General features: G+C 63.6%; 25 protein-coding genes and 1 tRNA gene. 14 read left to right on the forward strand and 12 right to left on the reverse strand.

Going from position 1 to position 25,137, the window contains the following annotated elements:
- The first annotated feature begins 139 nt into the window (after positions 1-139).
- The 3 genes from speB (at position 140) to P9272_RS21390 (ending at position 2,598) form a co-directional block, all read left to right on the forward strand.
- Positions 140-1,141 (forward strand): agmatinase, encoded by a 1,002-nt coding sequence (speB, locus tag P9272_RS21380; protein WP_128261120.1) that lies wholly within the window; start codon positions 140-142, stop codon positions 1,139-1,141.
- 28 nt (positions 1,142-1,169) lie between these two features.
- The gene (argC, locus tag P9272_RS21385; protein ID WP_278162069.1) at positions 1,170-2,102 is read left to right on the forward strand and encodes an N-acetyl-gamma-glutamyl-phosphate reductase; all 933 of its coding nucleotides are present in this window, start codon (positions 1,170-1,172) and stop codon (positions 2,100-2,102) included.
- Between the two features lie 148 nt (positions 2,103-2,250).
- Positions 2,251-2,598 (forward strand): hypothetical protein, encoded by a 348-nt coding sequence (locus P9272_RS21390; RefSeq protein ID WP_278162070.1) that lies wholly within the window; start codon positions 2,251-2,253, stop codon positions 2,596-2,598.
- 4 nt (positions 2,599-2,602) lie between these two features.
- On the opposite strand, the gene P9272_RS21395 is transcribed toward P9272_RS21390, so the two are convergent.
- Positions 2,603-3,694 carry a COX15/CtaA family protein gene (locus tag P9272_RS21395; protein ID WP_278162071.1) on the reverse strand — a complete coding sequence of 364 codons (1,092 nt, stop codon included), beginning with the start codon at positions 3,692-3,694 and terminating at the stop codon, positions 2,603-2,605.
- A gap of 152 nt (positions 3,695-3,846) precedes the next feature.
- Between P9272_RS21395 and P9272_RS21400 the strand changes: the two genes are divergently transcribed.
- On the forward strand, positions 3,847-4,062 hold the full coding sequence (locus P9272_RS21400) for a DUF2842 domain-containing protein (protein ID WP_278162072.1): 216 nt from the start codon (positions 3,847-3,849) through the stop codon (positions 4,060-4,062).
- Positions 4,063-4,092: 30 nt separating this feature from the next.
- Here P9272_RS21400 and P9272_RS21405 read toward each other — a convergent pair whose 3' ends face one another.
- A complete protein-coding gene (locus tag P9272_RS21405) occupies positions 4,093-5,151 on the reverse strand; it encodes a polysaccharide deacetylase family protein (protein WP_278162073.1) in 1,059 nt (352 codons plus the stop codon).
- A 91-nt stretch (positions 5,152-5,242) separates the two neighbouring features.
- Here P9272_RS21405 and P9272_RS21410 point away from each other — a divergent pair, with 91 nt between their 5' ends.
- Positions 5,243-6,472: a GNAT family N-acetyltransferase gene (locus P9272_RS21410; protein WP_278162074.1), complete on the forward strand. Its 1,230-nt coding sequence runs from the start codon at positions 5,243-5,245 to the stop codon at positions 6,470-6,472.
- A gap of 19 nt (positions 6,473-6,491) precedes the next feature.
- On the opposite strand, the gene P9272_RS21415 is transcribed toward P9272_RS21410, so the two are convergent.
- Both P9272_RS21415 and P9272_RS21420 read right to left on the reverse strand, forming a co-directional pair.
- Complete coding sequence (locus P9272_RS21415) at positions 6,492-6,926, reverse strand: peptidylprolyl isomerase (RefSeq protein WP_278162075.1); 435 nt, start codon at positions 6,924-6,926, stop codon at positions 6,492-6,494.
- A gap of 279 nt (positions 6,927-7,205) precedes the next feature.
- Complete coding sequence (locus tag P9272_RS21420; RefSeq protein ID WP_278162076.1) at positions 7,206-9,464, reverse strand: exopolysaccharide transport family protein; 2,259 nt, start codon at positions 9,462-9,464, stop codon at positions 7,206-7,208.
- Between the two features lie 263 nt (positions 9,465-9,727).
- Here P9272_RS21420 and P9272_RS21425 point away from each other — a divergent pair, with 263 nt between their 5' ends.
- The 6 genes from P9272_RS21425 to P9272_RS21450 all read left to right on the forward strand — a co-directional run bounded on the left by P9272_RS21425 (position 9,728) and on the right by P9272_RS21450 (position 15,114).
- On the forward strand, positions 9,728-10,291 hold the full coding sequence (locus tag P9272_RS21425; RefSeq protein ID WP_278162077.1) for a polysaccharide biosynthesis/export family protein: 564 nt from the start codon (positions 9,728-9,730) through the stop codon (positions 10,289-10,291).
- Positions 10,292-10,301: 10 nt separating this feature from the next.
- Positions 10,302-11,432, forward strand: coding sequence for a glycosyltransferase family 4 protein (locus P9272_RS21430; protein ID WP_278162078.1), 1,131 nt, complete (start codon positions 10,302-10,304; stop codon positions 11,430-11,432).
- Positions 11,433-11,531: 99 nt separating this feature from the next.
- Positions 11,532-13,067 carry an undecaprenyl-phosphate glucose phosphotransferase gene (locus P9272_RS21435; RefSeq protein WP_128261129.1) on the forward strand — a complete coding sequence of 512 codons (1,536 nt, stop codon included), beginning with the start codon at positions 11,532-11,534 and terminating at the stop codon, positions 13,065-13,067.
- Positions 13,064-14,371 (forward strand): O-antigen ligase family protein, encoded by a 1,308-nt coding sequence (locus P9272_RS21440; RefSeq protein WP_278162079.1) that lies wholly within the window; start codon positions 13,064-13,066, stop codon positions 14,369-14,371. The genes P9272_RS21435 and P9272_RS21440 overlap by 4 nt, the downstream gene beginning before the upstream one ends.
- 54 nt (positions 14,372-14,425) lie before the next feature.
- Positions 14,426-14,502: transfer RNA gene (locus P9272_RS21445), tRNA-Pro, on the forward strand.
- A 201-nt stretch (positions 14,503-14,703) separates the two neighbouring features.
- The gene (locus tag P9272_RS21450) at positions 14,704-15,114 is read left to right on the forward strand and encodes an acyltransferase family protein (protein ID WP_278162080.1); all 411 of its coding nucleotides are present in this window, start codon (positions 14,704-14,706) and stop codon (positions 15,112-15,114) included.
- Positions 15,115-15,428: 314 nt separating this feature from the next.
- Here P9272_RS21450 and P9272_RS21455 read toward each other — a convergent pair whose 3' ends face one another.
- Positions 15,429-16,442 carry a sugar-binding transcriptional regulator gene (locus tag P9272_RS21455; RefSeq protein WP_278162081.1) on the reverse strand — a complete coding sequence of 338 codons (1,014 nt, stop codon included), beginning with the start codon at positions 16,440-16,442 and terminating at the stop codon, positions 15,429-15,431.
- Positions 16,443-16,582: 140 nt separating this feature from the next.
- Here P9272_RS21455 and P9272_RS21460 point away from each other — a divergent pair, with 140 nt between their 5' ends.
- Entirely contained in the window at positions 16,583-17,368 is a 786-nt protein-coding gene (locus P9272_RS21460) for a hypothetical protein (protein ID WP_278162082.1), read from the forward strand.
- A gap of 16 nt (positions 17,369-17,384) precedes the next feature.
- Here the strand turns inward: P9272_RS21460 and ptsP are convergent, their stop codons facing one another.
- From ptsP to P9272_RS21485, 5 genes are read right to left on the reverse strand one after another with little or no spacing between them, the layout of a single operon-like run.
- Positions 17,385-19,370: a phosphoenolpyruvate--protein phosphotransferase gene (ptsP, locus tag P9272_RS21465; RefSeq protein WP_128261133.1), complete on the reverse strand. Its 1,986-nt coding sequence runs from the start codon at positions 19,368-19,370 to the stop codon at positions 17,385-17,387.
- Positions 19,371-19,417: 47 nt separating this feature from the next.
- Positions 19,418-19,798 carry a PTS glucitol/sorbitol transporter subunit IIA gene (locus P9272_RS21470; protein WP_128261134.1) on the reverse strand — a complete coding sequence of 127 codons (381 nt, stop codon included), beginning with the start codon at positions 19,796-19,798 and terminating at the stop codon, positions 19,418-19,420.
- A 26-nt stretch (positions 19,799-19,824) separates the two neighbouring features.
- A complete protein-coding gene (locus P9272_RS21475) occupies positions 19,825-20,829 on the reverse strand; it encodes a PTS glucitol/sorbitol transporter subunit IIB (RefSeq protein ID WP_128261135.1) in 1,005 nt (334 codons plus the stop codon).
- 15 nt (positions 20,830-20,844) lie between these two features.
- Positions 20,845-21,612: a PTS glucitol/sorbitol transporter subunit IIC gene (locus P9272_RS21480; protein ID WP_128261136.1), complete on the reverse strand. Its 768-nt coding sequence runs from the start codon at positions 21,610-21,612 to the stop codon at positions 20,845-20,847.
- Positions 21,613-21,664: 52 nt separating this feature from the next.
- The gene (locus P9272_RS21485; RefSeq protein WP_128261137.1) at positions 21,665-22,102 is read right to left on the reverse strand and encodes a transcriptional regulator GutM; all 438 of its coding nucleotides are present in this window, start codon (positions 22,100-22,102) and stop codon (positions 21,665-21,667) included.
- A gap of 189 nt (positions 22,103-22,291) precedes the next feature.
- Between P9272_RS21485 and P9272_RS21490 the strand changes: the two genes are divergently transcribed.
- Positions 22,292-22,933 carry a hypothetical protein gene (locus P9272_RS21490; RefSeq protein WP_278162083.1) on the forward strand — a complete coding sequence of 214 codons (642 nt, stop codon included), beginning with the start codon at positions 22,292-22,294 and terminating at the stop codon, positions 22,931-22,933.
- An 88-nt stretch (positions 22,934-23,021) separates the two neighbouring features.
- On the forward strand, positions 23,022-23,696 hold the full coding sequence (locus tag P9272_RS21495; RefSeq protein WP_278162085.1) for an HAD family phosphatase: 675 nt from the start codon (positions 23,022-23,024) through the stop codon (positions 23,694-23,696).
- A gap of 1 nt (position 23,697) precedes the next feature.
- Here P9272_RS21495 and P9272_RS21500 read toward each other — a convergent pair whose 3' ends face one another.
- Together P9272_RS21500 and P9272_RS21505 are read right to left on the reverse strand one after the other, a co-directional pair.
- Positions 23,698-24,849 carry a DUF930 domain-containing protein gene (locus tag P9272_RS21500; protein WP_278162089.1) on the reverse strand — a complete coding sequence of 384 codons (1,152 nt, stop codon included), beginning with the start codon at positions 24,847-24,849 and terminating at the stop codon, positions 23,698-23,700.
- A gap of 138 nt (positions 24,850-24,987) precedes the next feature.
- A partial coding sequence (locus P9272_RS21505) for a 2-oxo acid dehydrogenase subunit E2 (RefSeq protein WP_278162090.1) occupies positions 24,988-25,137 on the reverse strand: 150 nt, incomplete at its 5' end.

The following is a 25,137-nucleotide window of genomic DNA, read 5'->3' on the forward strand; positions in this document are numbered from 1 at the left end:
ACAAGGCGGTGAACGAAGCCGGCTAGTTTTTGGATCAAATCCTTTTGGAGAGCGCCGCCTCGTTTCCACAAGCTGTGACTGGCATGTTGGGTGCCGCTTCTGTAGTGGTGGCTGCCCCGATGCAAACCGAGGACCCGTAATGGCGAACCAAGAGATCGACCACGCCTTCACCGCCCGCTCCAAGACGGGCGCGTCGCTCGAGCCGACTTATGCCGGCGCGCTGTCGTTCATGCGGCGCAAATACACGAAGGACGTGAAGGGCGCGGACGCCGTCGTATGGGGCATTCCTTTTGACGCCGCCGTCACCAACCGGCCGGGCGCGCGCTTCGGGCCGCAGGCGATCCGCCGCGCCTCAGCGATCCTCGACAACGACCCGCAATACCCGTTCTCGCGCGATCTCTTCGAGCATCTCTCCGTGGTGGATTACGGCGATTGCCTGCTCGACAGCGGCAATCACCAGAAGACGCCGGGCACGATCGAGCGCGAAGCGGCCAAGATCCTGAAATCAGGCGCGTTCCTTCTGACGCTCGGCGGCGACCATTTCGTCACCTGGCCGCTGCTCAAGGCGCATGCAGCGATCCACGGGCCGCTGGCGATGGTGCAGTTCGACGCGCATCAGGACACCTGGCCGGACGACGGCAAGCGCATCGACCACGGCTCCTTCGTCGCCCGCGCGGTGAAAGAAGGCATCATCGACCCCGACCGCTCGATCCAGATCGGCATCCGCACCCATGCGCCGGATACGTTCGGCATCAAGATCCTCTACGGCCATGAGGTCGAGGAAATGCGTGCCTCCGACATCGCCTATGCGATCGTCGAGCGCACCGGCGGCAAGAAGACCTACCTCACTTTCGACATCGACTGCCTCGATCCCGCCTTCGCGCCCGGCACCGGGACGCCGGTGGCAGGAGGCCCTTCCTCGGCAAAGATGCTGTCGACGCTGCGCCAACTCGGCCAGGTCGATGTCGTCGGCGCCGACATCGTCGAGGTTGCGCCGGCCTATGATCATGCCGATATAACGGCGATCGCCGGATCCATCATCGCCATGCACTATCTCGGCCTGCTGGCGGAACGAAAAGCACGGGCGGAAGAGTTGAACAACGGCAATCATGCCGCGATAAATCATGCTCACGGTATATGACATTGAATCGCAGGGAATTTGGTAAGTCATGAAACCGAAAATCTTCATTGACGGCGAACACGGCACGACAGGCCTGCAGATCCGGGCGCTGCTTGCCGACCGCGGTGACCTGGAGATCATCTCCATCCCGACCGAGCGCCGCAAGGAGACCGCCGCGCGCGCCGAATTCCTCAACGCGGCCGACGTCGCGATCCTTTGCCTGCCGGATGCGGCGGCGAAGGAAAGCGTATCGCTGATCACGAACGACACGACCAAGGTGATCGACGCCTCGACCGCGCATCGCGTCGCCGAGGGCTGGGAATATGGCTTTGCCGAAATGGACAAGGACCAGGCGAGGAAGATCGCCAGCGCGAAGCGCATCGCCAATCCGGGCTGCTGGCCGCAGGGCCCGATCGCGACGCTGCGGCCGCTGGTCTCCGCGGGCCTGCTGCCGGCCGATTTTCCGGTCACCGTCAACGGCATCTCCGGCTATTCCGGCGGCGGCCGGCCGATGATCGAGGATTATGTCGGCAAGGGCGAGGACGCGCCCGAGTTCCTGCCCTACGGGCTGACGCTGCAGCACAAGCATGTGCCGGAGCTGCGCACCTATGCGAAGCTGTCGCACGATCCGATCATGCAGCCGGCGGTGGGAAATTTCGCGCAGGGCATGATCACCGTGGTGCCGCTGCAGCTCGGCGGTCTCGACCGCGTGCCGACCGGCGCCGAGCTTCACGCGGCGATCGCCGACCATTACGCGTCGATCGACGGCGGCGTGGTCGAGGTCGCGCCCTACACCCACGTCGAGCGCATACCGGAGATCGATCCGGAGATCTATAACGGCACCAACCGGATGAAGGTCTATGTGTTCGCCAATGACGAACGGGCGCAGGCATTGCTGATGGCCGTCTACGACAATCTCGGCAAGGGCGCGTCGGGCGCTGCCGTGCAGAATCTCGATCTTATGCTCGGCATCAAGCACTGAACGATCGTGCTAGTGTTTCCCGAGCGCTGGAAGCTCAGCGCTCCCGAGATCGTTGTCGTCGTTGAAGCCGTTCGAAAGGTACGGTCGAAATCTTGGTCACTGTGGCCGGGGTCAGCCGCGGTAACCGCCGGTTCACCATAATCGGCCGTTGGTGGGGGCGGCTCTCCACAAAGGAATTTCCATGGTCAGTGCGATCTCGAGCTCCGTCAAAGCGGTGCAGTATTCTTCATCCACGTCGTCCGACAACGCCGCCCAGGAGGCCGATCTCGAAAAGCAGATCCAGGCCCTGCAAGACCAGACCAAGGCTGCTCAGGACCAGGTCGATGCCGCCAGGCTGCAGCAGCAGATCGCGGCCCTGGAGGCCAAGCTCGCCGCGTTCAAGGCCGCCGACGCGAAAAAGGCCGATCAGGATCAGTCAACGAATTCCGCCGCAGCCACGCGCCAGGCGGAGTTCGACAACGAACCGGCGACACAATCGCATCTGTTCTCGATGTGATCCGTCAGTTCCTGACGGCAATCCCCGTCGGCAGCGGATAGGCGCCCTTGGTGCCGCGCCAATGCGCAGTGGCGAAGCCGAGCAGGACCAGCGCGATCGCCTGATGCGTCAACGCCATGTGCAGCGGCACCTGCATCAAGAGCGTGCCGATGCCGATCGAGGCCTGGACGACCACCAGCGTGAACAGAAGCGTGGCCCGGCGGGCATGGGTGGTGCCCGGCTGGCGCCGCCACGTCGCGATCATGTGCCAGAGCGCCACGACAAAGACCGTATAGGCGCCGATGCGATGCACGAACTGCACAGTCTTTGGATTCTCGAAGAAATTCAGCCAGGCGGGCTTCAAGAGAAGCAGATCGGACGGGATCACGCTTCCATCCATCAGCGGCCATGTGTTGTAGGAAAGCCCGGCATGAAGGCCGGCGACCAGGCCGCCGAGATAGATCTGGATCAGCGCGAGCAGCACGATGAAACCGGCTAGCCGCTGTGTCGAACGATCAGCGGCGGGCTCGGAATGCGGCGCGAGACCTCGCGCGACCACCATGGTGGCGGTGAAGATCAGCGCGGCGAACGTCAGATGCGTTGCCAGCCTGTACTGGCTGACCGAGACGCGATCGACCAGACCCGAAGCCACCATCCACCAGCCGATGGCGCCTTGCAGTCCGCCGAGCAGAAGAATGCCGACGAGCTTCGGCCCGAGGCCGCGTTCGATGCGGCGCGTCGCCCAAAAGAACAGCAACGGCAAGGCAAAGACGACGCCAACGCTACGCGCCAGGATGCGGTGCGCCCACTCCCACCAGAAGATCGACTTGAAGTCCTCGAGGCGCATGCCCTTGTTGATCTCAGTATATTGCGGGATCTGCTGGTAGCGCTGGAACTCTTCCTGCCACTCGGCGTCGTTGAGCGGCGGGATGACGCCATGTATCGGCTGCCACTCGGTGATCGACAGCCCAGAGCCGGTGAGACGGGTGGAGCCGCCGACCAGCACCAGCGCGAACAAAACGAGCAGGACAAGGTAGAGCCAGCCGCGCACCAGGGCGCGGTTGCGCAGATCTCGGTCGCGTGCGGCATAGGGGGCCGTGGCGGTGATGGCAGCCATGGACGTTTTTCCGGCAATTGAAACGCTGGAGTGGTGGACCAAGGCTCGCGCCGTGGCAAGGCTGGACAGCGCGGCACGCCGTCGCGCCAGGCCGCGGCGGTTGCGCGCGCCGCCCAATCGGCCTAATCGGGGCGGATCAACGGGACCGCGACATGCCCATTCGCCTGAAAAAGCTGATCGGAACCATCCTGCTGGTGACGCTGGTCATCATCTACGCGCTGATCGCGTCGGCCGTCGCGGTCACCAGGCTCGCCGAATACGGGCCGACGGCGCATCTCCTGTTCTTCCTGCTCAGCGGTTTTCTCTGGGTTCTGCCGGCCATGGCCATCATCAAATGGCTGATCATCGAGCCGCGCCCGAAGGGCTGATCCTCGCTGACGCCGGCGGTGCCGGTCAGGTCAGATGGTCACCACCATCTTGCCGGCGTTGGCCAGCGGCGTGGTGATGCCGGACAGCATCGTGCGGACATGGGCGACGCTCTGGTAGCGGCCGTTGACGGAGATGCGCGGCAGCGCGTGCAGGTAGCCGGCATGCTCGGCGCGCAGCACGCCATGCCGTGTCGTCACCGCCGAGACATAGCCCGCGTCTCGGGCAAAACCCACTTCGCGGCAGCCGACTGCGCTGGCATAGCCGTAGGGATAAGCGAAATGACACGGCTCCTCGCCCAGCTTTTCCTTGAGTATACGGCGGACGTCACCGATCTCATGGCGCGCATCGGCTTCGGACAGACGCTTCAAGCTTCGATGATTGACTGTGTGCGCGCCGATGGTCACCAGCGGGTGGGCGCCCATGTCGCGCAGCTCGTCCCAATTCATCAAGGTGCACCGGCGGCCTGTACCGAGTTCATAGCCGTTCGATCGGGCAAGCTCGCGCAACGCCGCACCCTGCTCCTCCTCGGGTACTTCCACGGTCAGCCAGGCGTTCAGCCGCGCGACGGCCTGGATCTTCCTGCCCCGTGTCGAGCAATCGATCACCGTCGGCTTGCCCGCCATCGTCAGCGTCAGGCGCGAGCTGGTGTCGACGATGTCCTCGATCACGTCCCACCAGAGATCGACGGCGCCGTCAATCAGGCCGGGGGCGACGTAGATGGTGATTGGCGCGCCGTGCTTCTCGAGCACCGGCAGCGCCTCCGTCATGTTGTCGCGATAGGCGTCGTCGGCAGTGATCGTCGCGAACTGGCCGCCTTTGCCGCCCATCTTGACGCGTTCGATCGCTTCATCAAGGGAAACAAAGGCATAACCCCTTCCCTTCATGTCGGCGATAAGCCTGTCAAGAAAAGCGGGAGCGATGTTAAGATGCCGGTTGACGCTGTTCGGCTTCTCCGGTGTCGCGGTGACACGGTGCAGCATCAAAATGGCGCCGATGCCGCCGACAAACGGCCGCGCCAGGGGCGCCAGACCTGAGTAGCGCGCCAGGTTCAACGCCAGTTTCCGGATTGTCTCGCCCCCGTCGATCATTCCTTCACCTTTTGCGCCTAGGCTCATCCAAGCACGACATTCGCCCATGCGACCCCCCAAGTCGGAACCAATACGTCTTAAGGATTGAGGGATGGTTGACGCCGCCGCGTCATTTGACGGCAACCGGGTCGCGGCCAACAAGATTTCCGCGCGCTCGATGGGAGCCGATCAGGGCCGGTGGGCCGCTACCACAGGCGACGGCGCCGGCCTTGCAGATTACGTTCAATTCTGCGCCTCGGCTCTGTTCGCGCCGGCGCAAAGCGCATCATGGGTGACCAAATGGGCAAACGCGACGGGCGCAGACATGGTTGTCGCGACGCTGGCTTGTGATGCCCGCCCGGCGCTATCGCTGGCGCTGGAAGTCGTGCGGCGAGGCCCGTTCAAGGTTGCCCGTTTCCCCGGAGGGCGTCACGCCAACGGCAATTTCGCCGCCGCCGATCCACGTTTACTGCTCACCATCGACGGCCCGGCGATCCGCCTGATGTTCAAGGCAATCGCCCGAACGCGGCCGGATATCGACCTGATCTCACTGGAAAGGCTGCTGCCGGACCTCGACGGCATAGCCAATCCACTGGCCATGCTGCCCAGTTTCCCAAGTCCGAACCTTGCGCTCGCTGTCGATCTCGACGGCGGGTTCGACGCGCTGCTGTCGCGCGCGAGCGGCAAGCGCAAGCGCAAGAAGCACCGCTCGCAGACGCGCAAGTTCGAGGCCGTCGGCGCCTTCCGCCGCGTCGAGGCCCGCACCCCCGAGGAGGTCGACAGGCTGCTCGATGCCTTCCTCGAGATGAAGGAGGTGCGTTTCGCCAAGATGGGCATCGCCAATGTCTTCGGCGACAGGCAGGTGCGCGACTTCTTCCGGGCGCTGTTCACTGATGCACTGACCGAGAAAAAGCCGACCTTCCTGCTGCACGGCCTTGACGTGGCGGGCAAGCTGCGCGCGGTCACCGGCTCCAGCCGCTGCGGCAAACGGCTGATCTGCGAGTTCGGCGCCATCGCCGACGACGATCTCGCCTTCGCCAGCCCTGGCGACTTCCTGTTCTTCGACAACATCCTGGAAGCCTGCGAGCTCGGCTACGAAGTGTATGACTTCTCCGTCGGCGACGAGCCTTACAAGCGACTCTGGTGCGATATCGAGGTCCAACATTTCGAGGTGCTTGCGCCACTCACGCTGAAGGGCCATGCGTTGGCCGCGGCGATGCGGCAAGGCGCGCGGGCGAAGGCCTTCATCAAGAACAACCCGACAGTCTGGAATCTGACCAAGATGCTGCGCCGCAGGGCGGCCGGACAGGCAGCACCTGTCGCGGCCGAGGACGACAGCTAGACCTGGCAAGAGTCGCTAACTATGCCGCCTGAACGATCTCGACCAATTCAACGTCGAATACAAGGTCCTTTCCGGCCAACGGATGATTGCCGTCAAGCTTGACGCTTGAGTCGTCGACGCCGATGATCGTTACTTGCATGGGACGTCCCTCGCGGGTGCGGGCCTGCAGCCGAGTGCCAACATCGACGTTGATGTTTGCCGGCACGGCGGCGCGGTCGATGGTTACGACCGCCTCGGGCCGATGGGGGCCATAAGCGGCACCAGCGGGAACTGTGACGGTGCTTTTCGTGCCGACCTCCATGCCCTCGACATGGGTTTCGAGGCCTGGAATAACCTGTCCTTCACCCAGCGTAAACTGCAGCGGTTCACTGCCGGAAGAATCGAATTGGGTGCCGTCGACCAGACGCCCAGTGTAATTGATGCGTACGGTATCGCCGTTCTTGGCCTGTGTCATAGCAGCCATCCTTTGGGGGTTTTGGGGACCGGCCTAGGGATCATGGCCCCGCTCTCGATCATCCGCGCATCAGAATGCGCGGCGCGAAACACCGAAACTAGGTCCCTTGCCGCCGATGTAAAGTGCGGGAGTCACCGAGAAATGCCCCGGTCCGGTCTTGCACCCAAGGATTCTCATGCCCCAGGGCTGAGCCGCGCCCGCGCTCTCGGTTTCCGGTACCACGCGGTTATCCTTGGCAAAGCGTAGCTGCAGCGCAGGACAGCCTTGTCGGGCTCCAGCCTACGCAGCCGACCGGCGTCCGGGCAATGGATCTCCCGGCTCATGGCCGACCGGAGTGACCAGCGTGACGCCCGGATAGCCGTTCTCGATCAGCTTCACCGCTGCCTGGGTCACATGGTCGTCGGCTTCCAGCATCGACAGGAAGACTTCGGTGCCGTCGCCGACCAGGCGGCTTATGCCCTGCGCGTCGGCAGGACCGCATTCGACCACGACGAGGTCGTAGGCGGTGGTCAGCGACTGCATAATGATCGGCAACCGGTCGGCGGCGCGCATGGCGCGGACTGGATCGGCGGTGCCGACCGGAATGACATGCGCATCCGAATAGAGATCGGGATGGATGACGTCGCTGAACTGCGCCTCGGAGGCCAGAAGATTGGTGATGCCCGGAAACAGGCTCGAGTCCAGCATCGGCCGCGACGCCGCACCCGATGCGGTCAGATCGAGCAGCAACACGCGCAGGCCGGCGTCGGAGACTTCGCGCGCCACCAGCACGGCGGAAGCGGCCGCCTCGTCGCCTTCGGGCGACACGAAGATCGCGCGCGCGGCGCCCGAAGCGATCAGCTTCTCCGCCGCCTTGTCGACATCGATCTCGCCGAGCCGGGATTGGCGCGGCTCCGGCGCGGATTCGCCAAGTTCTGAAAGCCCGACAACGGACTTAGCAGATTCGGCAGCGGCGGCATGAACCTCTACCGGCTCGCTCTCGGCCGGCCTTGGGAATTCCGCATCCGCGATGGAATGGCCTGGCGCGGCTTCCTCGTAAGGAGCAAAAGCACGGCCTCCATCATGTGCCTCGGCGATCGCCGATTCCGTCCGAGCGACAGGCATCGCCACCTGCTCTATGCTCTCAAAACGGGCACCAGGGGCAGGACGCATGGCGCGGCCGGAGAACAGTTCGCCAAGCAGCGTGCCGATCACCATCAGCAGCAGCGAAGCGGCTGCGGCAGCCCCGGTGATAGGCCCGATCTTCGGGAAGTAGGGCTGGGACGGCACCTGGGCCTGCGCGATCAGGCTCGCCGCGACAGGCGAGTATTTCCGATCCTTGCGCGAGGCCGCCGCGTTGTAACTTGCCATATATGATTCAAGCTGTTGGCGTTGAACGTTCGCGTCACGCTGCAAGGCGTCCAACTGCACCTGCTGCTCGCCGGCGCGCGCCGAGGCGGCTTTCAGCGTGTTGACGTCCGCGACCAGCTGATCCTCGCGAGCCTTAGCCGTCTGAGCCTGGGCCGACAGGCCGCGAATGATCTTTTGCGCCTCATTGCGAATCTGGCCGTCCAAGTCGGCAAGCTGCGACTTCAGCGCGCGAATGCGCGGATGGTTGTCGAGCAGGGTCGTGGAAAGATCGGCAATGTTGGCCCGGAGTTCGACCTGCCGCTCGCGCAGTCGCTGGATCAGCTCGGAGGACAGAACCTCCGGCACGCTGTCCAGCGAACCGCCATTCTGAAGCGCCCGGCGCACGCTCTCGGCGCTCGCCTCGGCGGCGGCGCGGCTGGCGCGCACGCGCGACAACTCGCTCGACAGTTCGGAGAGCTGCTGAGTCGGCAGCACAGCATTGTTGCCGCCCATCAGAAGGTCTGACTGGGCGCGGAACGCCGCAACCTTGGCCTCGGCGTCCTTCACGCGATTCTGCAGGTCAGCGATCTCCGGGGCCAGGAAGTCGGTGGCGGCCGCGTTCGATTCGAGCTTGGCGTCGCTCTTGGAGGCGATATAGGCGTTGGCAATGCCGTTCGCGATATCGGCGGCAAGCTTGGGATCCTTCGAGGCGAACTCGATCGCAATCGCGCGTGTCTTTTCGACCGCGTACACGTTGAGCTTATCGTGCATGGCGTTTAGCACGCGCTCTTCCGGCGGAATATCGAAGGGATCGCTTTTCAAGCCGACGAGAACGAGCACGCGCCCGAGCGCCGACATCTTCAGCGTTTCGTCGAACTCCGGCAGCTTGTCCAGGTTCAACTTGGCCGCCACCTGCTTGAGGATGTCGGGCGAGGAAATGATCTGGACCTGGGTGGCCACGCCCTGTTCGTCGAGAATCGGCTTGTCGTCATCGGTGGTGCCCGGCGGACGGGTGTATTCCGATTCGCGCGAGCCGATCTCCAGCTTGGCTGTCGCCTTGTAGTAAGGCGTCGCGAGCCAGGCCAAAGCGAAGGCGAGTCCGGTGACCACAAGCGTGACAAGAACAATGCGCAGCCAGTTCCTCGCCAGGCTGGCGAAAAGCTGTTTCAGGTCGACATCGACATCTGCGGCCGCGGACTGAACGGACATGCATCCTGCTCCGAACTTTGAGTCGAGGATGGACCGTAAACAACTATGGTAACTCACCCGTTAAGATCAGAATGCCTGCTTATTAGAGAGCACTCAAAGAACGTTGCTCGAAAGCAATAGAACAATTGGGCTTTTTGCCGGTCGACGCGATCCCCGACCGCGCTCCTTTACCGCCCATTAACCCTAACAGGATGATAACGGTCGCACTTTCTTGGGGTCGTGCCGCGGCTCGCGGCAATTGCGATGAGGGTTCCTGGTCGGTCATGAAAAGCACTGCTTCCCTCTTCCGCGCTTTGCTTGTCCTGTCGCTTCTCACCGGCTGCTCGAGCTATCGCCCGACGCCCGCAGCCTTCCATGAAGTGCTCGACCAGCCCTACCGGCTCGGCGCCGGCGATCGCGTCCGTGTCACGGTGTTCGAGCAGGACGGGTTGACCAACACCTACAGCGTCGACCAGTCCGGCTATCTCTCCTTCCCGCTCGTCGGCGCGGTGCCGGCGCGCGGCCACACCGCGCAGCAGCTGGAAAAGGAGATCGCCGACAAATTGCGCCAAGGCTATCTGCGCGATCCCGACGTTTCGGTCGAGATCGACCGCTACCGGCCGATCTTCGTGATGGGCGAAGTGGGCGCTGCCGGCCAGTATTCCTACGTGCCGGGGCTTACCGTGCAGAAGGCGGTTGCCATCGCCGGCGGCTTCACCCCGCGAGCCAATCAGGAGAGCGTCGACGTCACACGCGACCTCAATGGCAAGGTGATGACCGGACGGGTACTGACATCCGATCCGCTGCTGCCCGGCGATACCGTCTACGTCCGCGAACGCCTGTTCTGAAAAAGCCGTCGTGGCGCTGAATCTCAGGATCGTCCACTGCTTTCGCTCACCTGTCGGGGGAATCTTCCGGCATGTGCGCGACCTGACCGAGGCGCAGGTCGCCGCCGGTCACGCGGTGGGAATCGTCTGCGATTCGACGACCGGCGGCGACTATGAAGAGCGGCTGTTCGAAGCAATGAAAGACAACTTGGCGCTCGGCATCCATCGCACACCGATGCAGCGCCATGTCGGGCCCGGCGACATCGCCTCCGCCTGGCGTACCTACAGAATCATTCAGGAATTGCGGCCGGACGTGCTGCACGGGCATGGCGCGAAAGGTGGCGCCTATGCCCGTCTGTTCGGCTCACTGTTGCGGGTTTCAAGGTCTCGCGTGGCCCGCCTTTATTCGCCGCATGGCGGCTCCCTCCACTATGATGAGGCGACAGCGACAGGAAAGCTGTTCTTCGGACTGGAACGCTTCATGGCGCGCTTCACCGACTGTCTGCTGTTCGTTTCCGACTACGAGCGGAAAACGTACTGCCGCAAGGTCGGCGAACCGCCCATACCCAACCGGCTCGTCTATAACGGCCTGCGCGCCGCCGAATTCGAACCGGTGGCGCCGGCGTCGGATGCCGCCGATTTCCTATACATCGGCATGATGCGCGACCTGAAAGGTCCGGATATCTTCATCGATGCGCTGGCTTTGGCCGGCAGCGACCTTGAACGCCCCTTGAGCGCTGTGATGGTCGGCGATGGCGACGACCTGCCGCGCTACCACGCGCAGGTCGCGCGACTCGGCCTCAACAGCCACGTCCGTTTTAGGCCCCCCATGCCGGCCAGGGACGCCTTCGCACTGGCCGAGCTCGTCGTGGTTCCGTCTCGCGCGGAGGCGATGCCCTATATCGTGCTCGAGGCTTTGGCCGCCGGCATGCCGATGATCGCGACCGCGGTCGGCGGCATTCCGGAAATTTTCGGCGAGGGCTCCCCTGCCCTGATCCGGGCGGATCCCGTCGAGCTTGCCAGCAAAATGAAGACCGCGCTCGGCGAGCGCGACCAGTACCGGGAGATGATGCCGCAGGCCGACGAGCTAAGGGCGCGATTCGGCGCCGAGGTGATGGCCACCGAGATCGAGAAGGCCTATCTCGCGGCGCTGAACAAGTAGGTCCCGCAACCTCACAACAGCTTCAAAACCACGGGTTGTTTCAAGGCTTTCTTAGCTCTCTTTTGCTAAGCAATTGCGCGAAGCTCGCGGACAATTCCCATGAATGAGATCGACCCCGCACGCCGCTTCTCCATGGATGCGGTGCGCAATTACGACGCTCCCGCCGAGAGCGAAAAGCCCGGCGGCATCAACGATGTGGCGCGCCAGGTCGCCTCGCAATACCGGCGCGATACCATGTCGCCGATCATGGTCAGCGGCGTGCTGCGCATGGTCGAGTTCGTGCTGCTGTTCCTGTCGGGGCTCGGCGTCTATTTTCACTATGTCGGCTTCTTCACCTATCTGGCCTGGCAATACCCGCTGGCGATCGCGGCGACGTCGTTCCTGGCCGTGGTGCTGCTCGACGTCACCGACTGCTATCAGATCGCGGCGCTGATGCGCCCTCTGGCCAATTTCGGTCGCGTGCTGCTCGTCTGGGCCGGCAGTTTCGCGCTGATGGCGCTCACCGCCTTTGTCATCAAGGCCTCGGAAGACTATTCGCGCCTGCTGTTCGGCACCTGGTTCGTGGTCGGTTTCGTGCTGATCTTCGGCCTGAGGCTGGTGATGTCCAGCCTCATCCGGCGCTGGGCGCGCGACGGTCGCATGGAGCGCCGCGCGCTCATCGTCGGCGGCGGCAAGGCGGCCGAACAACTGATCCGCTCGGTCGAGAAGCAGCCCTATAACGACATTCGCATCTGCGGGATCTTCGACGACCGCAACGACAGGCGCTCGCCACCGATCGTTGCCGGCTATCCGAAGCTCGGCACAATTTCGGAGCTCATCGAATTCGCCCGCATCGCGCGCATCGACATGCTGATCGTCTCGCTGCCGCTGACCGCCGAATCGCGCGTCTTGCAGTTGCTCAAGAAACTCTGGGTGCTGCCGGTCGACATCCGGCTCTCTGCCCATTCGAACGCGCTGCAATTCCGGCCGCGCGCCTACTCCTATATCGGCTCCGTGCCGATGCTCGACATCTTCGACAAGCCGATCAACGACTGGGACTCGGTCGCCAAGCGCGCCTTCGATATCGTCTTCTCGCTTGTCGGCATCATCCTCTTCTCGCCGGTGATGCTCGTCACGGCGATCGCCATCAAGCTGGACAGCAAGGGCCCGGTGCTGTTCAAGCAGAAGCGGCACGGCTTCAACAATGAGATCATCGAGGTCTACAAGTTCCGCTCGATGTTCACCGACCGGTCCGACCCGACCGCCAAGCAGACGGTGACCAAGAACGATCCGCGCGTCACCCGCGTCGGACGCTTCATCCGCAAGACCTCGATCGACGAGCTGCCGCAGTTCTTCAACTCACTCCTCGGCTCGCTGTCGCTGGTCGGGCCGCGCCCGCATGCGATAGCCGCCCAGTCGCATAACCTTCTCTACAACGAGGTGGTCGACGGCTATTTCGCCCGCCACAAGGTGAAGCCAGGCGTCACCGGCTGGGCGCAGATCAATGGCTGGCGCGGCGAGATGGACACCAACGAAAAGATCCGCATGCGCACCGAATACGACCTCTATTACATCGAGAACTGGTCGATGCTGTTCGACCTGCGCATCCTGTTCCTGACGCCGATCCGCCTGCTCAACACGGAAAACGCCTATTGAGCGCCGTCGTCCATGAGTTGCAGCCGCGGGCATTGCCGGCGTCGGCGGTCAACCGGTTGCCGCCTTCAGCGGTCAACGCCAAGCTGATCTCGCTGATCGCATCGGCCGCGATCGGTATCGGCATCCTGCTCTCCGGCTTCGTCATCAGCGAGCCCGCGCCCTACGAGATCTACATGGCCGGACTGATCGCGGTCTGGGCGCTGTTCGGCCTTCGAATCTCTCGCGCGATCATTCCTTTGCTGGTGCTGCTGGTGGCGATGAACATCGGCGGCATGATCGCCATGACTCAGATGGCGGATCTCGCCAACACGCCGCTCTATCTCGCCGTCTCGCTGTTCCTTGCCTTCAGCGCCGTGTTCTTCGCCTCGGTGACCTCGGTCCAGCCCGGCCTCTACCGGCTGATCTTCAACGCCTATGTGGTGTCGGCGGTGGCGACGTCGCTGCTCGGCATCGCCGGCTATTTCCATGCCTTTCCCGGCGCGGAGATGTTCACCAAATATGACCGCGCCGCGGGCGCCTTCCAGGACCCGAACGTGTTCGGGCCGTTTCTGGTGCTGCCAGGCACCTACCTGCTCTACCTGCTGCTCACCGGGCCGGTATCGCGCATGCCGCTGCTTGCAGTGCCGCTGCTGATCATCACCGCCGGCATCTTCTTCTCCTTCTCGCGCGGCGCCTGGGGCATGTTCGCTGTGTCGGCGGTGCTGCTCACCGCGTGCCTGTTCCTGCAGAGCGCCAGCGGCAAGTTCCGGCTGCGGGTCGTGGTGATGACAATCGCGGCCGTGGCGCTGCTGGTCATCGCCTTCCTCGTCATCCTGCAACTGCCCGGCGTGTCGGACATGTTCACCCAGCGCGCGCAGCTCGAGCAGAGCTACGATTCGGCGCGGCTCGGCCGCTTCGCCCGCTACACGATCGGCTTCCAGCTGGCGATGGAGCATCCGTTCGGCATTGGCCCGCTGGTCTTCGGCACGATCTATGGCGAGGACACGCACGACATTTGGCTGAAGGCGCTGATGGATTATGGCTGGCTGGGCTTCGTCTCGTTCCTGACACTGACCTTATGGACGGTCGCAGCCGGCTTCCGCATCCTTCTGCGCGACCGGCCGTGGCAGCCCTATCTGCTCTGCGCCTATGTCGCCTATCTCGGCAATATCGGGCTCGGTACCTTCATCGACATCGACCACTGGCGCCACCTATACCTGTTGATGGGCCTGGTGTGGGGCGCGATCGCGCTGGAGTACCGGCACCAGAGGGAATTGCGGCTGGCGAGTCGCGCATCCCTTCTTGCAATTTCACCTGCGCGATAGGCACCGAATTCGGTTGACCGGCACAGGGTTATCACGATACATCGCCACCCGGTCCGGAGTGTAGCGCAGCCCGGTAGCGCACTTGACTGGGGGTCAAGGGGTCGTCGGTTCGAATCCGGCCACTCCGACCATTTTCAACCTGAGACTTGGCCCCAGAGCTTTCATCCACCGAGAGCGGCCGGCTCGACCGATTCCCGCGTGGCCATGCCTGTGGAGCGCGGCCATCATTGTTGAGCATAGCGGGTTGTTAATGTGGCGCGGAGTACAGGAGTTTCCTGGCAGCATCGAGAGTTCCGAGCACCGCCTTACCCTTGCAGCCAGGGGCACTCTGCATGGAATTGAAGCCTTCTCCGGCCGGATCGAACCTGACGCAGTTGACGAGCTTGCGGTTTTTTGCAGCAGTCTATGTCCTTGCGTTCCATTCGGTCGACATCAACGGAGCGCCTCGCCTGATCGCCAATTTTGTGAAAAATGGCTATCTCGGCGTCTCGTTCTTCTTCCTGCTGTCCGGGTTCATCCTCACTCATTCCTACGTCGGCAGAATGCCTCATTGGGACGACGTAGGACGGTTTGCCGTGGCGAGATTCGCCAGAATTTATCCGGTCTACCTCCTTGCCCTCGCCGTGGCTCTGCCGCTGGCAAGGGGGCTTTTCGATTACCCGCTTGCGTCGCTGGCGACGCTTGGCCTCATTCAGGCCTGGGGAGCGCCAGCGTCATTGTCGCAACCACCACGGCGACCATAGCGTCTTTCGCGGGAATCGGCTTCGTTGCCCTGATTGCGACATGCGCCGTTAATCAGGGCAGGGTCCGACGCGCGCTGTCGCACAAACCTCTCGTGCTGCTGGGCAATGCAAGCTATGCCCTCTACATCCTGCAAATCCGGTTCGAAAGTGGATGCCGGTGATATTCTCGGGTGAATGGGACTGGATCGGACGGCTTTTGTATCAGCCCTTGCTGATCATTATTTCGGTCGCCGTCTTCATTCTGCTGGAGGAACCTGCCCGCAGGTTCCTCCGAGGCTCAATTCCGAAACGCGCGAGCCCCTCCATCGCATGATTCAAACCGCGTGCGCCGCCAGCATGCGCCGCGCGCTTTCCTCGTCGGTGATGAGCACGGTCGGCGCGATCAGGTTCATGGCGCCGAGCAGCGCCTCAGTCTTCTCCGCGCCGCCGGAGGTGAGGATTCGGATCGGGGCCTTGCGAAGGCGGTCGACATCCACCGACATCACGTGGCTGTTGACGGGATGGTCGACCAGATCGCCGTTGCGGTCGTAGAAATGGAACAGAAGGTCGCCGACGGCGCCACGCGCCAGCAGCGCCTCGCGGTCCGCTTCCCTGAGGAAGCCGCCGCGCGAGAAGGTTGTGGCCGACGCGATGCCGCCGACGCTCAGCAGGACCGCATCGAGCGCGTCGGCCATTGCAAAAATCTCCTGCAGCCCGCAGCGCTCGACCAGCGCGATCTTGGTCTCGACGCTGTCGACGACGGCCGGCGTCGGCATCAGATAGCCGTCACCCTGAAAAATCTGGGCGAAGCGCCAGGCGAACTCGGCCGGGTTGACACGGCGTGCGACGCCGACGCCGCCAAGCAGCGAGATCACGCTGAAGTCGTTCAGAGATTTGGCGCTGATGAAAGGCAAAGTGTTAAACAGCGTCACGCCCCAGCCGACGCCGACCCGCATGCCGGATTTCATCGCGTCCGACAGGAACATGCCGGTCTTGGCGGCGATCGCCGGGATCGGATCGGCGTCGGGGTCGGACAGCGGCGCCACCAGCGCCTGCTGCAGGCCGAAGGTTTTCTCCAGCGCGCGCTCCAGGCGCACGATCTCCAGGAGTTCGCTCTCGATGGTAATCTTGACCTCGTTGCGCGCCCGCGCCTCCGCCAGCATGCGCACGATAGTCACACGGCCGACGCCGAGCACGTCGGCGATCTCGTTCTGTGTCATCTGCTCGACGAAATACATCCAGGCGGCGCGGATCCTGAGCCGGTCGGTCCGGCTTTCATTGACGACCTGCTCGGCCGCCTCCGCTGTCGCCTTGCCGTTTTCAGGTTCGCCCTGCCGTCGCCTGCCCAAGTTCCCCTCCGCGGTGCCGTCGCCGATTCTGCGTGCTGGTTAAATATCGTCTATTGATCTACCAATCGATACGAACAATCTAGAGAGGGCGACCGGCGCCCAGAACCGTGACCGGCTTCAGCATTTCGAGGCAATTGGTGATGCTGCGACAAATCTCCGAGGATGTCCGCGCCAACCTGAAGGACCGGCTTCGGGAGCTGCGTGACGCCATTCGCCAGAGCCGCCACGACAGCACCGGCGAGACGTCTCACGCAATTGCGGGCAATTTGCCTCCCTTTCCGGGCCGTAGCCTGCTCAGCCACGCCGCGAGCGCTGTCGACGACGCGCTGACGATCGCCGAATCCTTCGTTCCGCATTCCCGGCCGCTCAAGGTCGACGGAACGACCGTGAAAAGCCTGCGCTCCTATTTCCCGGACGGCGATGAAGACCGGCAGATCGGCGGCGAACGTCAATTCAGGCGCGACATGTATTATCTGACCCGCGCGGTTCTGGCCGGTTACGGCGTCGACAATCCCCGCGTGCACGAGGCGAGTTTTTCCGCCGTGCACGCCGCGATGCGCAAGCGCAATGCCGATCTTCTGGCTCGAGCGACGGCGGACGCTGCCTCCACCGAGCACGTCGCGGCGGCCTGCGCGGCTCTCATCGTCGAATGCCTCAACCACCGTCCGGTTCAGCCTGGCGAGATCGGAACCGGCCCGGCCGCAACGGCCGACCGGTCGCTCGACATAAGATGCCTGGCGCCTGTCGTGGTTGCCTGCGGACTGGCGACCAAGGCGGATGGCGGTACGCCCGAACCCGACATTCTCGAGATCGCGGTGCTGGCGGCAGAAGTGCGGGAAGATCGCATCCGACAGGCTTGCGCCCAGGCCAATGCCGTCCAGGAACTGACACCGGTTCTCGCCACGCTGCTCGCGCATCTGACGTAACCGCCAGAGGGATCCGCTATCGTTCGGCCGCCATGGCCGCGATGGTCTTCTTGGCACGCTGGATCGAGGCCGGGCTCATGCTTAGCTCGGTCAGGCCCATCCCGATGAGGGCCGGGATCAGGTCCGGACGACCTGCCGCTTCGCCGCACATGCCCACCATGATGCCGGCGGCAACACCCGCCTTGGCCGTCAGTTCGATCGCGGACATCACCGCCGGATTGGTGACGTCGTTGAGCTTGGCAACCGTCGGGTTGAGGCGGTCGGCGGCCATGATGTACTGGGTGAGGTCGTTGGTGCCGATGGAAAAGAACGCCACTTCCTTCGCCAGGGCCGGCGCGATCAGCACGGCGGCCGGCGTCTCGATCATCACGCCGAGGTCGAAGCTTGCATGCTCCACGCCCTCGGCCCGCAACTCGGCCGCGCATTCCTCGACAAGCGCGCGCGTGCGCGTTACCTCGGCGATTTCCGAGACCATCGGCAGCATCACCTTGATGTTGCCGTGGACGGCGGCGCGCAGCAGCGCCCGCAGCTGGCGCTTGAAGATGTCGGGCCGGTCGAGGCACATACGGATGCCGCGCCAGCCGAGGAACGGGTTTTCCTCCTCGGGGAATTCGATGCCGGCGATCGGCTTGTCGCCGCCGATGTCGAGCGTGCGCACGATGACCGAATACGGGGCAAACGCCTTCGCCAGGGCGCTGTACGTCTCGGCCTGCATGTCCTCCGACGGCAGATGCATGTGGCGCATGAAGAGCAACTCGGTGCGAAACAGCCCGACCCCCATGGCGCCAGCTTCCTGCGCCGCCTCGATCTCCTCGAGCGAACCAATATTGGCCGCGACCTCGATTACCGTGCCGTCGGCGCGGGTCGGAGTCACGCTCTTGAACACTTTGAGGTCGGCATGCTCCCGGGCCGCCGCTTCGACACGCCGCATGAAATCGGCGCGTGTCGCTTCATCCGGATCGACGATCACATGGCCGGCATGGCCGTCGATCGCAACTACCGTTGCGCCGCGCAGATCATCGACCCTTCTGCCGAGGCCAAGCACTGCGGGGATGCCGTGCGAGCGGGCGATGATGGCGATGTGCGAGGTGGCGCCGCCATGGCCGCAGACCACGCCGCCGATACGCTTCAGCGGCGCGCGCGCCAGATCCCACGCCCCGATATCATCGGCAATGAGAATCGCGCCCTGCGGAATGGCCTCCAGGCTGACCTCGTTCTGACCGAGCAGCACCAGGCAGATTTGCCTCCCGACGGCATGCACGTCGTCGGCTCGGGCGTTGAGATAGGGGTCGTCTACCGCCCCGAAATCATTTGCAATGGTGGCGGCGGCCGCGATGACGGCCGAGACCGCGTCGTCACCACCCTTGATCAGTCTTTCGGCTTCGCCGGTCAGGCTTTCGTCGGCGGCGATGTCGCGCAGCGCTGCGACGATGCCCCGGTCGCCGGCGGAAAGGTTGTTCTCGTCAAGCGTGCGGTCCATGCGCGCCTGGACGCTGGCGACGGCGCTGCGGAAGCGCTCGAGCTCGCCTTCGATCTCACCGGCCTGCAGGTGCCTGCCCGGCCCCTGGATCTCCGGCGGGAAATGAGCGAAGGCCGGCCCGATCGCCACGCCCTCACTGGCGGCTACGCCCTGGAGCTTGGAGGTTCCATCCGTCGGCGCGGCAGCCAGCGGCGCGGCCTCGGGAGCGGGTGCCGTAGCTACGGTTTCCAAGCCGCCCTCGCCCGCTTGCCCCTCGTCGTCGAGGCCCGCGCGCGGGTTTTCAAGATAGCCAATCAGCGCCTCGATCGCCTCAATGGCGTCGGCGCCGTTGGCGCGCACGGTGACTTCTTGGTTCTCCTTGACCGCCAAGAGCATCAGCTTGACCGAACTCTTGGCGCTAACTGCCTTGCCGTCCTTGACCAGCTCGACATCGGATTCGAAACCCTTGGCGAGCTTGACGAACCGCGTGGCGGGACGGGCGTGCAAACCTTCGTGCACTCTGACGATGGTCGAGCGTTCCATGACAATACTCTAGGTTTGGGCGCCGTCGACAGACAGCGCGGATATTATCAGGCGGCGATGATGATGACAGCGCCTGGCGTAAGCGCGGCCACGAGCGCTCCGGTATCGACCTCGGATGCGCAAACCTCGCCCGGCCTTTCGGCCTCGGATGCTCCGTTGAAGGAGATCACGACATGGCCCATCTCGCGGACCTTGCTCCAGGCCGTGGAGCCGACCGCCGTTATCGTCGCCGAGACCGGTCCGAGTGTGATGGAGGCGCCTGCAGCAGGCGCATCGTCGCTCGGGCCTTCCTCCGTGCTGTGCAGCACCGAGACCTCGGCCAGTTCGGGAGGCGAGCCATCCGCAAACAGGATGAGCACGCCGCCCTCGGCGAGGTCCGCCACTTCGGGTCCAATTGCCGTGACCCGTGTCTTGAGAAGAACCGACATATGGCGAACCTCGTTTTCTTAATGTTTTAGAACACGATCAGGGACACGACCCATGCGATCAGCACGGAGACCGGGCCCATGATCTGGCGGCTGATGAGCACCGCCGGCACGCCGATTTCGATCGTCTTCGGCTTGGCCTCACCGAGCGCCAGACCGACGGGAACGAAGTCGCAGCCCACCTGGGTGTTGTAGGCAAACAGCGCCGGCAGGGCCATTGCAGGCGAGATGGTGCCGTTGGCGATCTGCGGGCCGATGATGGCGACGCCGATGACCTGTGCGATGACCGCGCCCGGCCCCAGGATGGGCGACAGGAACGGCAGGCCGCAGATAGCCGAGATGACCAGCAGGCCGACGATGTTGTTGGCCAGCGGACCCATAGGCTGCGCCAGCACGTCACCGATGCCGGTGTAGAGGATGAGGCCGATCAGCATGGTCACGAAGGCCATGAAGGGCAGCACGTTGCGGACGACCTGGTCGATGGTGCGGCGGCCGGAGTTGAAGAAGATGCCGACCACGCGGCCCATGACACGGCCGATCGAGCTGATCAGGCCGATAAGGCCGCCTTCGCTCGGCAGCGGCTCCGCCGCCCTGGCTGTTGTGTTGTTGCTTGAACTCATCGATGCTGCTCCCCCCGCAGTGGTGACTGCTTCGGATCCGTCCGCCATTGTGACGTTGGCCGGCTTCACGCCCGAAACATAGATGTCTTCCGTGATGAACTGGGCGAGTGGACCCGCCTGGCCGACCGGCGTCAAATTGACGGTCGGGATACGCTTGCGCGGGTAGACGCCGCAGCGCGCGGTGCCGCCGCAGTCGACGACGACCACCGCCATCTCGCTTTCGATCGGCGGCGCCTTGAAGCCATCGACGGCCTGGGCGCCGGTCATGTCGGCGATCAGTTGCGCCACCGGATGGATGCCGCCGCCGGTTACCGACACGACCTTGTTGCGCTGATCGGTCGGCTCGATGACCAGGGGGCCGCCCCAACCGGTGGAACCCTTCGAGATCTTTACTGCCTTGTATGTCTTAGCCATGGTGTCCTCCCGCCCTTAGAGCTCGACGCCCTGGCGGCGTGCCATGATGGCCGTGATGCGCTCGGTCAGGATACCCTTTAGCAGGATGACGACCAGGCCGACGATGGCGTACCAGATGGCCACCTTGACGTGATAGCCGTTGGCTATGACGCCGCGCTTCTCCAGGTCGAGCAGCGCGACCAGCATGCCGCCCCAGACAAAATATTCGCCGGGGTTGATATGCGGGAAGAGGCCGAGCGGCGGATGCACGTAGGACACCGCAGCGTCGTAGAAGGCAGGCTTGTGCTTTTCCTCCAGGAAGGAGCCGAAGGTATAGGCCATCGGGTTGGTGAGGAAGAACACCGAGAGCACCGGCAGCACGGTATACCGGGTCAGCGCAATGCGGCCCGCGCCGCGCGCCAAGCCGTGGACGCGCTCCTCGCCGACCAGCTCGGTGACGGCATAGAAGGCCGTCATCAGCACGACCAGGGTCGGGATGATGCCGGTGACGAAGCCGGCGAACACCTCGCCGCCCTTCTGGAAGATACCGATGAAGTATTTGCCGATCGCGGTGAGCCAGCCGAGCTGCTCTTCCTGCTGCACGTTCTTCAGTTGTTCCTTCAGCTGATCGGCGGTGACCGGCGCGTTGTCGGTCGTGGCCTGCGCCAGGACCACGAGATGATCGGTGGCATGCTCGACGCCGAGCTTGCCGTGCCAGGCAGCATCCGAGACCATGGTTCCTGCGACATGCAAGTTATGCACCGCGAGGTCCGTATGCTGCGCCAATAACGAAATTACAGACATTTCTCCTCCTTATGACCCCTGCCGGTCATTCCCAGCCGGCTGCCGGCGTCGTTTAAGCCCTTGCTACGTTCAAGCCGGCCAGGCCCGGCTTCTTCCCCGGCTCCGACCGCGCGCGGTCGATCTGCTCGATCGCCCGTTTCACGGCCTCGGCCACACCGGGTTCCCCCTCCCCCATGATCGCAGGGTTGGACCGGAGTCGATCGAGGGGTAAACCCTCGAATTCTTCATGTCGCTTGAACTTGGTCAGCACCGAACGGCCGCTCATGACCATCATGCGGCGCACGATGAGATCCGGCGTTACGACGATGAGCGCGATGGTGCCCTTGGCAAGGCGACCGCGGAAATTGCCTGCGCCGACGAAGCCGTCCTTGTATTGGCTGGTGACGCCTTTGAAGACATCCGAATAATGCCGCATCTGCAGCCAGACGCCCAATGATTGCAGCGCCCAGACAACAAACAGCAGAAGCAGTGCCCACTGCCAGATCGCCATTTCCGTCTCCTCCCGAGTCTCTTCCTCCGGGACATATTGAACGGAGGCGAGACCACCCGAAAGTGAGAACATTTGTTTCCTCGAATGTCAACATGTATTATATTAGCCACCATAACGCTCCACAGGCGACCGGTCGGTTTCGGCATCGGCGGCGCTTGTGCTAGCCTATCGTCAAACGGGATATGAGACATGGACCTGCCTTTCAGGCACGAACTGGCGCTTATGCCGGACCTTCGCCACCGGCTGCGGCAGCTGCGCTGGTTTCGCGCCACCTTCCGCAGCAGCGCGAAGGTGGTGTCCGAGACCTTCGGCGTGCGCTTCGAGATCGACGAGGCGAAGCTGACGCGTGCCTTCCTCGACTGGATCGAAGTCATGGAAGCGCAGAAGCGATTCGCTGATATAGATCGGGCGGACTTCATCGTGTTCGCCGCGGGGCTGGTGCTGCGCGAATTGATCCGGCAGGCGCCGGCGCGCGAAATTTCGGGCCTCACCGACATGATCGAGACCGAAGCGAATGCCGGCACAGCGGAGATCGTGCGCTTCTGGCCGGAAGGTTTTCTCTATACCAACTACTGCGTCTCAGCGATCCTGGCCGTGCATGAGCAGGAATTCGGCACGGCGCCCAGCATCGACAAATGCGCCGACGATCTGCGCATCTGGTGGTCCTATCGCGAGAATGCAACGGAAATGCCGGCTTACGCCGTTGCTTTCCTCGATCGCTTTCTCGGCGCCGAGCCCAACTGGATCACGCCCGACCGCGCCCAATCGCGCGAGGCCATGCAGCGCGCGCTCGGATCCTCGCCGGTCAGCGAAGCGCTGCGTCAGCTTTGAAGCGTTGGGGGCGCAACGCCCTGCTATTGAACATCTGACTTTTTATCGATAGCGATGTGCGCAAAGGCACAGGAGCCGGGAGACGCGCGTGGCGCAAGCTAGACTGATGATTTTCGACTGCGACGGCGTTCTTGTCGACAGCGAGCCGCTGGCCGCCAAGGCTTACGAGCGCGTCTATGAGAAGCACGGCATGCCTGGCGTGCATGGCGGCATCATCGCCCAATGCATCGGCATGAAGCAGGCGGACATCATCGTGAAGATCAAGGAACTGACCGGCCACGAGTTCCCCTCGGCAGCCGACGGAGACATCTGGGCCGAGACCAAGCTCCTCTTTTCCGAGGAGTTGAAGCCGACGGCGGGGATCGTGCCATTCCTGGGCGCGCTTGCCGGCGACCGCTGCGTTGCTTCGTCGTCCTCCGTCGAGCGCATCAACCACAGCCTGTCCGTGACTGGCCTGTCGCGCTTCTTCGGGGAGGCGATCTTTTCCTCCTCGATGGTGAAGAACGGCAAGCCGGCGCCCGACATCTTCCTCCATGCCGCTGAGAAAATGGGCGCGAAGCCGTCCGACTGCATTGTGGTCGAGGATTCGCCCTTCGGCGTCCAGGGCGCAGTCGCGGCCGGCATGATCGCGATCGGCTATACCGGCGGCGGTCACACCTATCCTGAGCACGGTGCGCGGCTGAAGGCCGCCGGCGCCGATATCATCTGCGCCGACTGGCACGAGGTTGCCCGGCAATTGGCCGAGCTCGGCGTGCCGGCCTAAGCTAGCGTAGACTGGGAAAGCGACGTCGGGTCCAGTCACCGGGCGGGACCAATCCCCCCACGCGGAAGTTGAAGGACAGGACCCGCGTGGCATCGGCGTCGACCTCGCAACGGAAGCTCAGATCGTACCATTGGGTTGTCGTGCTGAAGGCGGCCTGGGGAGGGTTAAGAACATTGCCCTGCTTTAGCGGGATGGTCGGCAGCCATTTCGGCGCGTAGTCGGCACTTTGCAGTTCCTGGTTCAGGACGTTGGCGCAAAGATTGGCTATGCGCTGATCGCGCGGCACCTTCTCCATCGAGCTTGTGGCCAGCGCGTTGCCGGTTGCTCCGGGCGAGTAAAGCTTTCTGACGCCCGGCAGGGCGGAATAGATCGGCGATCCCGCGACCTCGCTGTCGGGGGAGTTTGACCTTCCAGGGTTCGAGCTTGGCGCTCTCAAAGCTCTTGCCGATTTGAACCTCATCGCCTTGGAAGGCTTAGGCTTTGCCTTTTCGGCTGGCGCAGGCTTGTCGCCGGCTTCGGCCGTTAATGGCTTTGGCGCTTCGGCCGCAGGCTTTTCTGCGGTTTCTGGAGCTGCCTCATGCTTGTCCTGCTGCTGTTTGTCAGCATCCTCTGTCGCCTGCTTCTCCTCTCTTTGCGCGGGTTTTTCCTCCGGCGCGGCGGTTGCCGGTTTCTCTTGAGCCTTACTGGTGTCCGCCTGCCGCTCTGGCGTTGCAGGCGAAGCGGGCTGGCTGGGCGCAGACTGCGATGCGACAGGGGGCTTCGCGGGCTGATCCTGGGCCGGCGACGAGGCGTTGGCTAGTGCGCTGCCCCCGTCGGGAGATTTCTCCGGGCCGGTATCCTTCTCGCCATACTGAAAGACGCGTTTCAGAACAGGGATGTCCTGCGGGGGCGGCGGCTTCTTCGCGGGCTGTTCAAGCGGCTTTTCTGCCTGCTTTTCAGGCTTCGGCTCCGGCGGCTTTGGCGCAGGCTTCGGCTTCGGCTGCTCAGGCGGCGGCACGATCGCGACATTGACCGGCTGTTCCTGCTGACCCGGTTGTTGCTCGGGTCTCGGCAGGCCATAGACCAGGAACGCTGCGATCAGCGCATGCAGAAACAGCGATGCGGCCAAGGCCCACCGCCAATTCCGAAACCATTCCCGCATCTTGCCGTTCATTGCGCCCGATGTGGAACGAAACAGCGGCGGCTTCAAGCGCTGGAAGCCAGTTCGGGCGAGCTGCCGGCCTGACAAGTCGGTGATCGGAGGACCCGCCGTGTAACAGCAAGCCGGAAATAGGGCCCTGCTGTGATTGGCTTACACCAGCATGCTCATCGGGTTTTCGATCATGCGCTTGAAAGCGCCGAGCAGTTCGGCGCCGAGCGCGCCATCGACCGCGCGGTGATCGGTCGAGAGCGTGACCGACATCACCGTGGCAATCTTGATCTCGCCCTTCTTCACCACCGC

It is taken from the genome of Mesorhizobium sp. WSM4976 (genome assembly GCF_029625685.1).
Classification (GTDB): domain Bacteria; phylum Pseudomonadota; class Alphaproteobacteria; order Rhizobiales; family Rhizobiaceae; genus Mesorhizobium.

Coding starts and splice junctions, on each gene's coding strand:
- speB (WP_128261120.1), top strand. CDS start 140: ATGGCGAACCAAGAGATCGACCACGCCTTCACCGCCCGCTCCAAGACG.
- P9272_RS21460 (WP_278162082.1), top strand. CDS start 16,583: ATGCTGCGACAAATCTCCGAGGATGTCCGCGCCAACCTGAAGGACCGG.
- P9272_RS21475 (WP_128261135.1), bottom strand. CDS start 20,829: ATGGCTAAGACATACAAGGCAGTAAAGATCTCGAAGGGTTCCACCGGT.
- P9272_RS21500 (WP_278162089.1), bottom strand. CDS start 24,849: ATGAACGGCAAGATGCGGGAATGGTTTCGGAATTGGCGGTGGGCCTTG.
- P9272_RS21450 (WP_278162080.1), top strand. CDS start 14,704: ATGGAATTGAAGCCTTCTCCGGCCGGATCGAACCTGACGCAGTTGACG.
- P9272_RS21420 (WP_278162076.1), bottom strand. CDS start 9,464: ATGTCCGTTCAGTCCGCGGCCGCAGATGTCGATGTCGACCTGAAACAG.
- P9272_RS21490 (WP_278162083.1), top strand. CDS start 22,292: ATGGACCTGCCTTTCAGGCACGAACTGGCGCTTATGCCGGACCTTCGC.
- P9272_RS21425 (WP_278162077.1), top strand. CDS start 9,728: ATGAAAAGCACTGCTTCCCTCTTCCGCGCTTTGCTTGTCCTGTCGCTT.
- P9272_RS21435 (WP_128261129.1), top strand. CDS start 11,532: ATGAATGAGATCGACCCCGCACGCCGCTTCTCCATGGATGCGGTGCGC.
- P9272_RS21395 (WP_278162071.1), bottom strand. CDS start 3,694: ATGGCTGCCATCACCGCCACGGCCCCCTATGCCGCACGCGACCGAGAT.
- P9272_RS21415 (WP_278162075.1), bottom strand. CDS start 6,926: ATGACACAGGCCAAGAACGGCGATACCGTACGCATCAATTACACTGGG.
- P9272_RS21485 (WP_128261137.1), bottom strand. CDS start 22,102: ATGGCGATCTGGCAGTGGGCACTGCTTCTGCTGTTTGTTGTCTGGGCG.
- ptsP (WP_128261133.1), bottom strand. CDS start 19,370: ATGGAACGCTCGACCATCGTCAGAGTGCACGAAGGTTTGCACGCCCGT.
- argC (WP_278162069.1), top strand. CDS start 1,170: ATGAAACCGAAAATCTTCATTGACGGCGAACACGGCACGACAGGCCTG.
- P9272_RS21405 (WP_278162073.1), bottom strand. CDS start 5,151: ATGATCGACGGGGGCGAGACAATCCGGAAACTGGCGTTGAACCTGGCG.
- P9272_RS21480 (WP_128261136.1), bottom strand. CDS start 21,612: ATGTCTGTAATTTCGTTATTGGCGCAGCATACGGACCTCGCGGTGCAT.
- P9272_RS21400 (WP_278162072.1), top strand. CDS start 3,847: ATGCCCATTCGCCTGAAAAAGCTGATCGGAACCATCCTGCTGGTGACG.
- P9272_RS21410 (WP_278162074.1), top strand. CDS start 5,243: ATGGTTGACGCCGCCGCGTCATTTGACGGCAACCGGGTCGCGGCCAAC.
- P9272_RS21470 (WP_128261134.1), bottom strand. CDS start 19,798: ATGTCGGTTCTTCTCAAGACACGGGTCACGGCAATTGGACCCGAAGTG.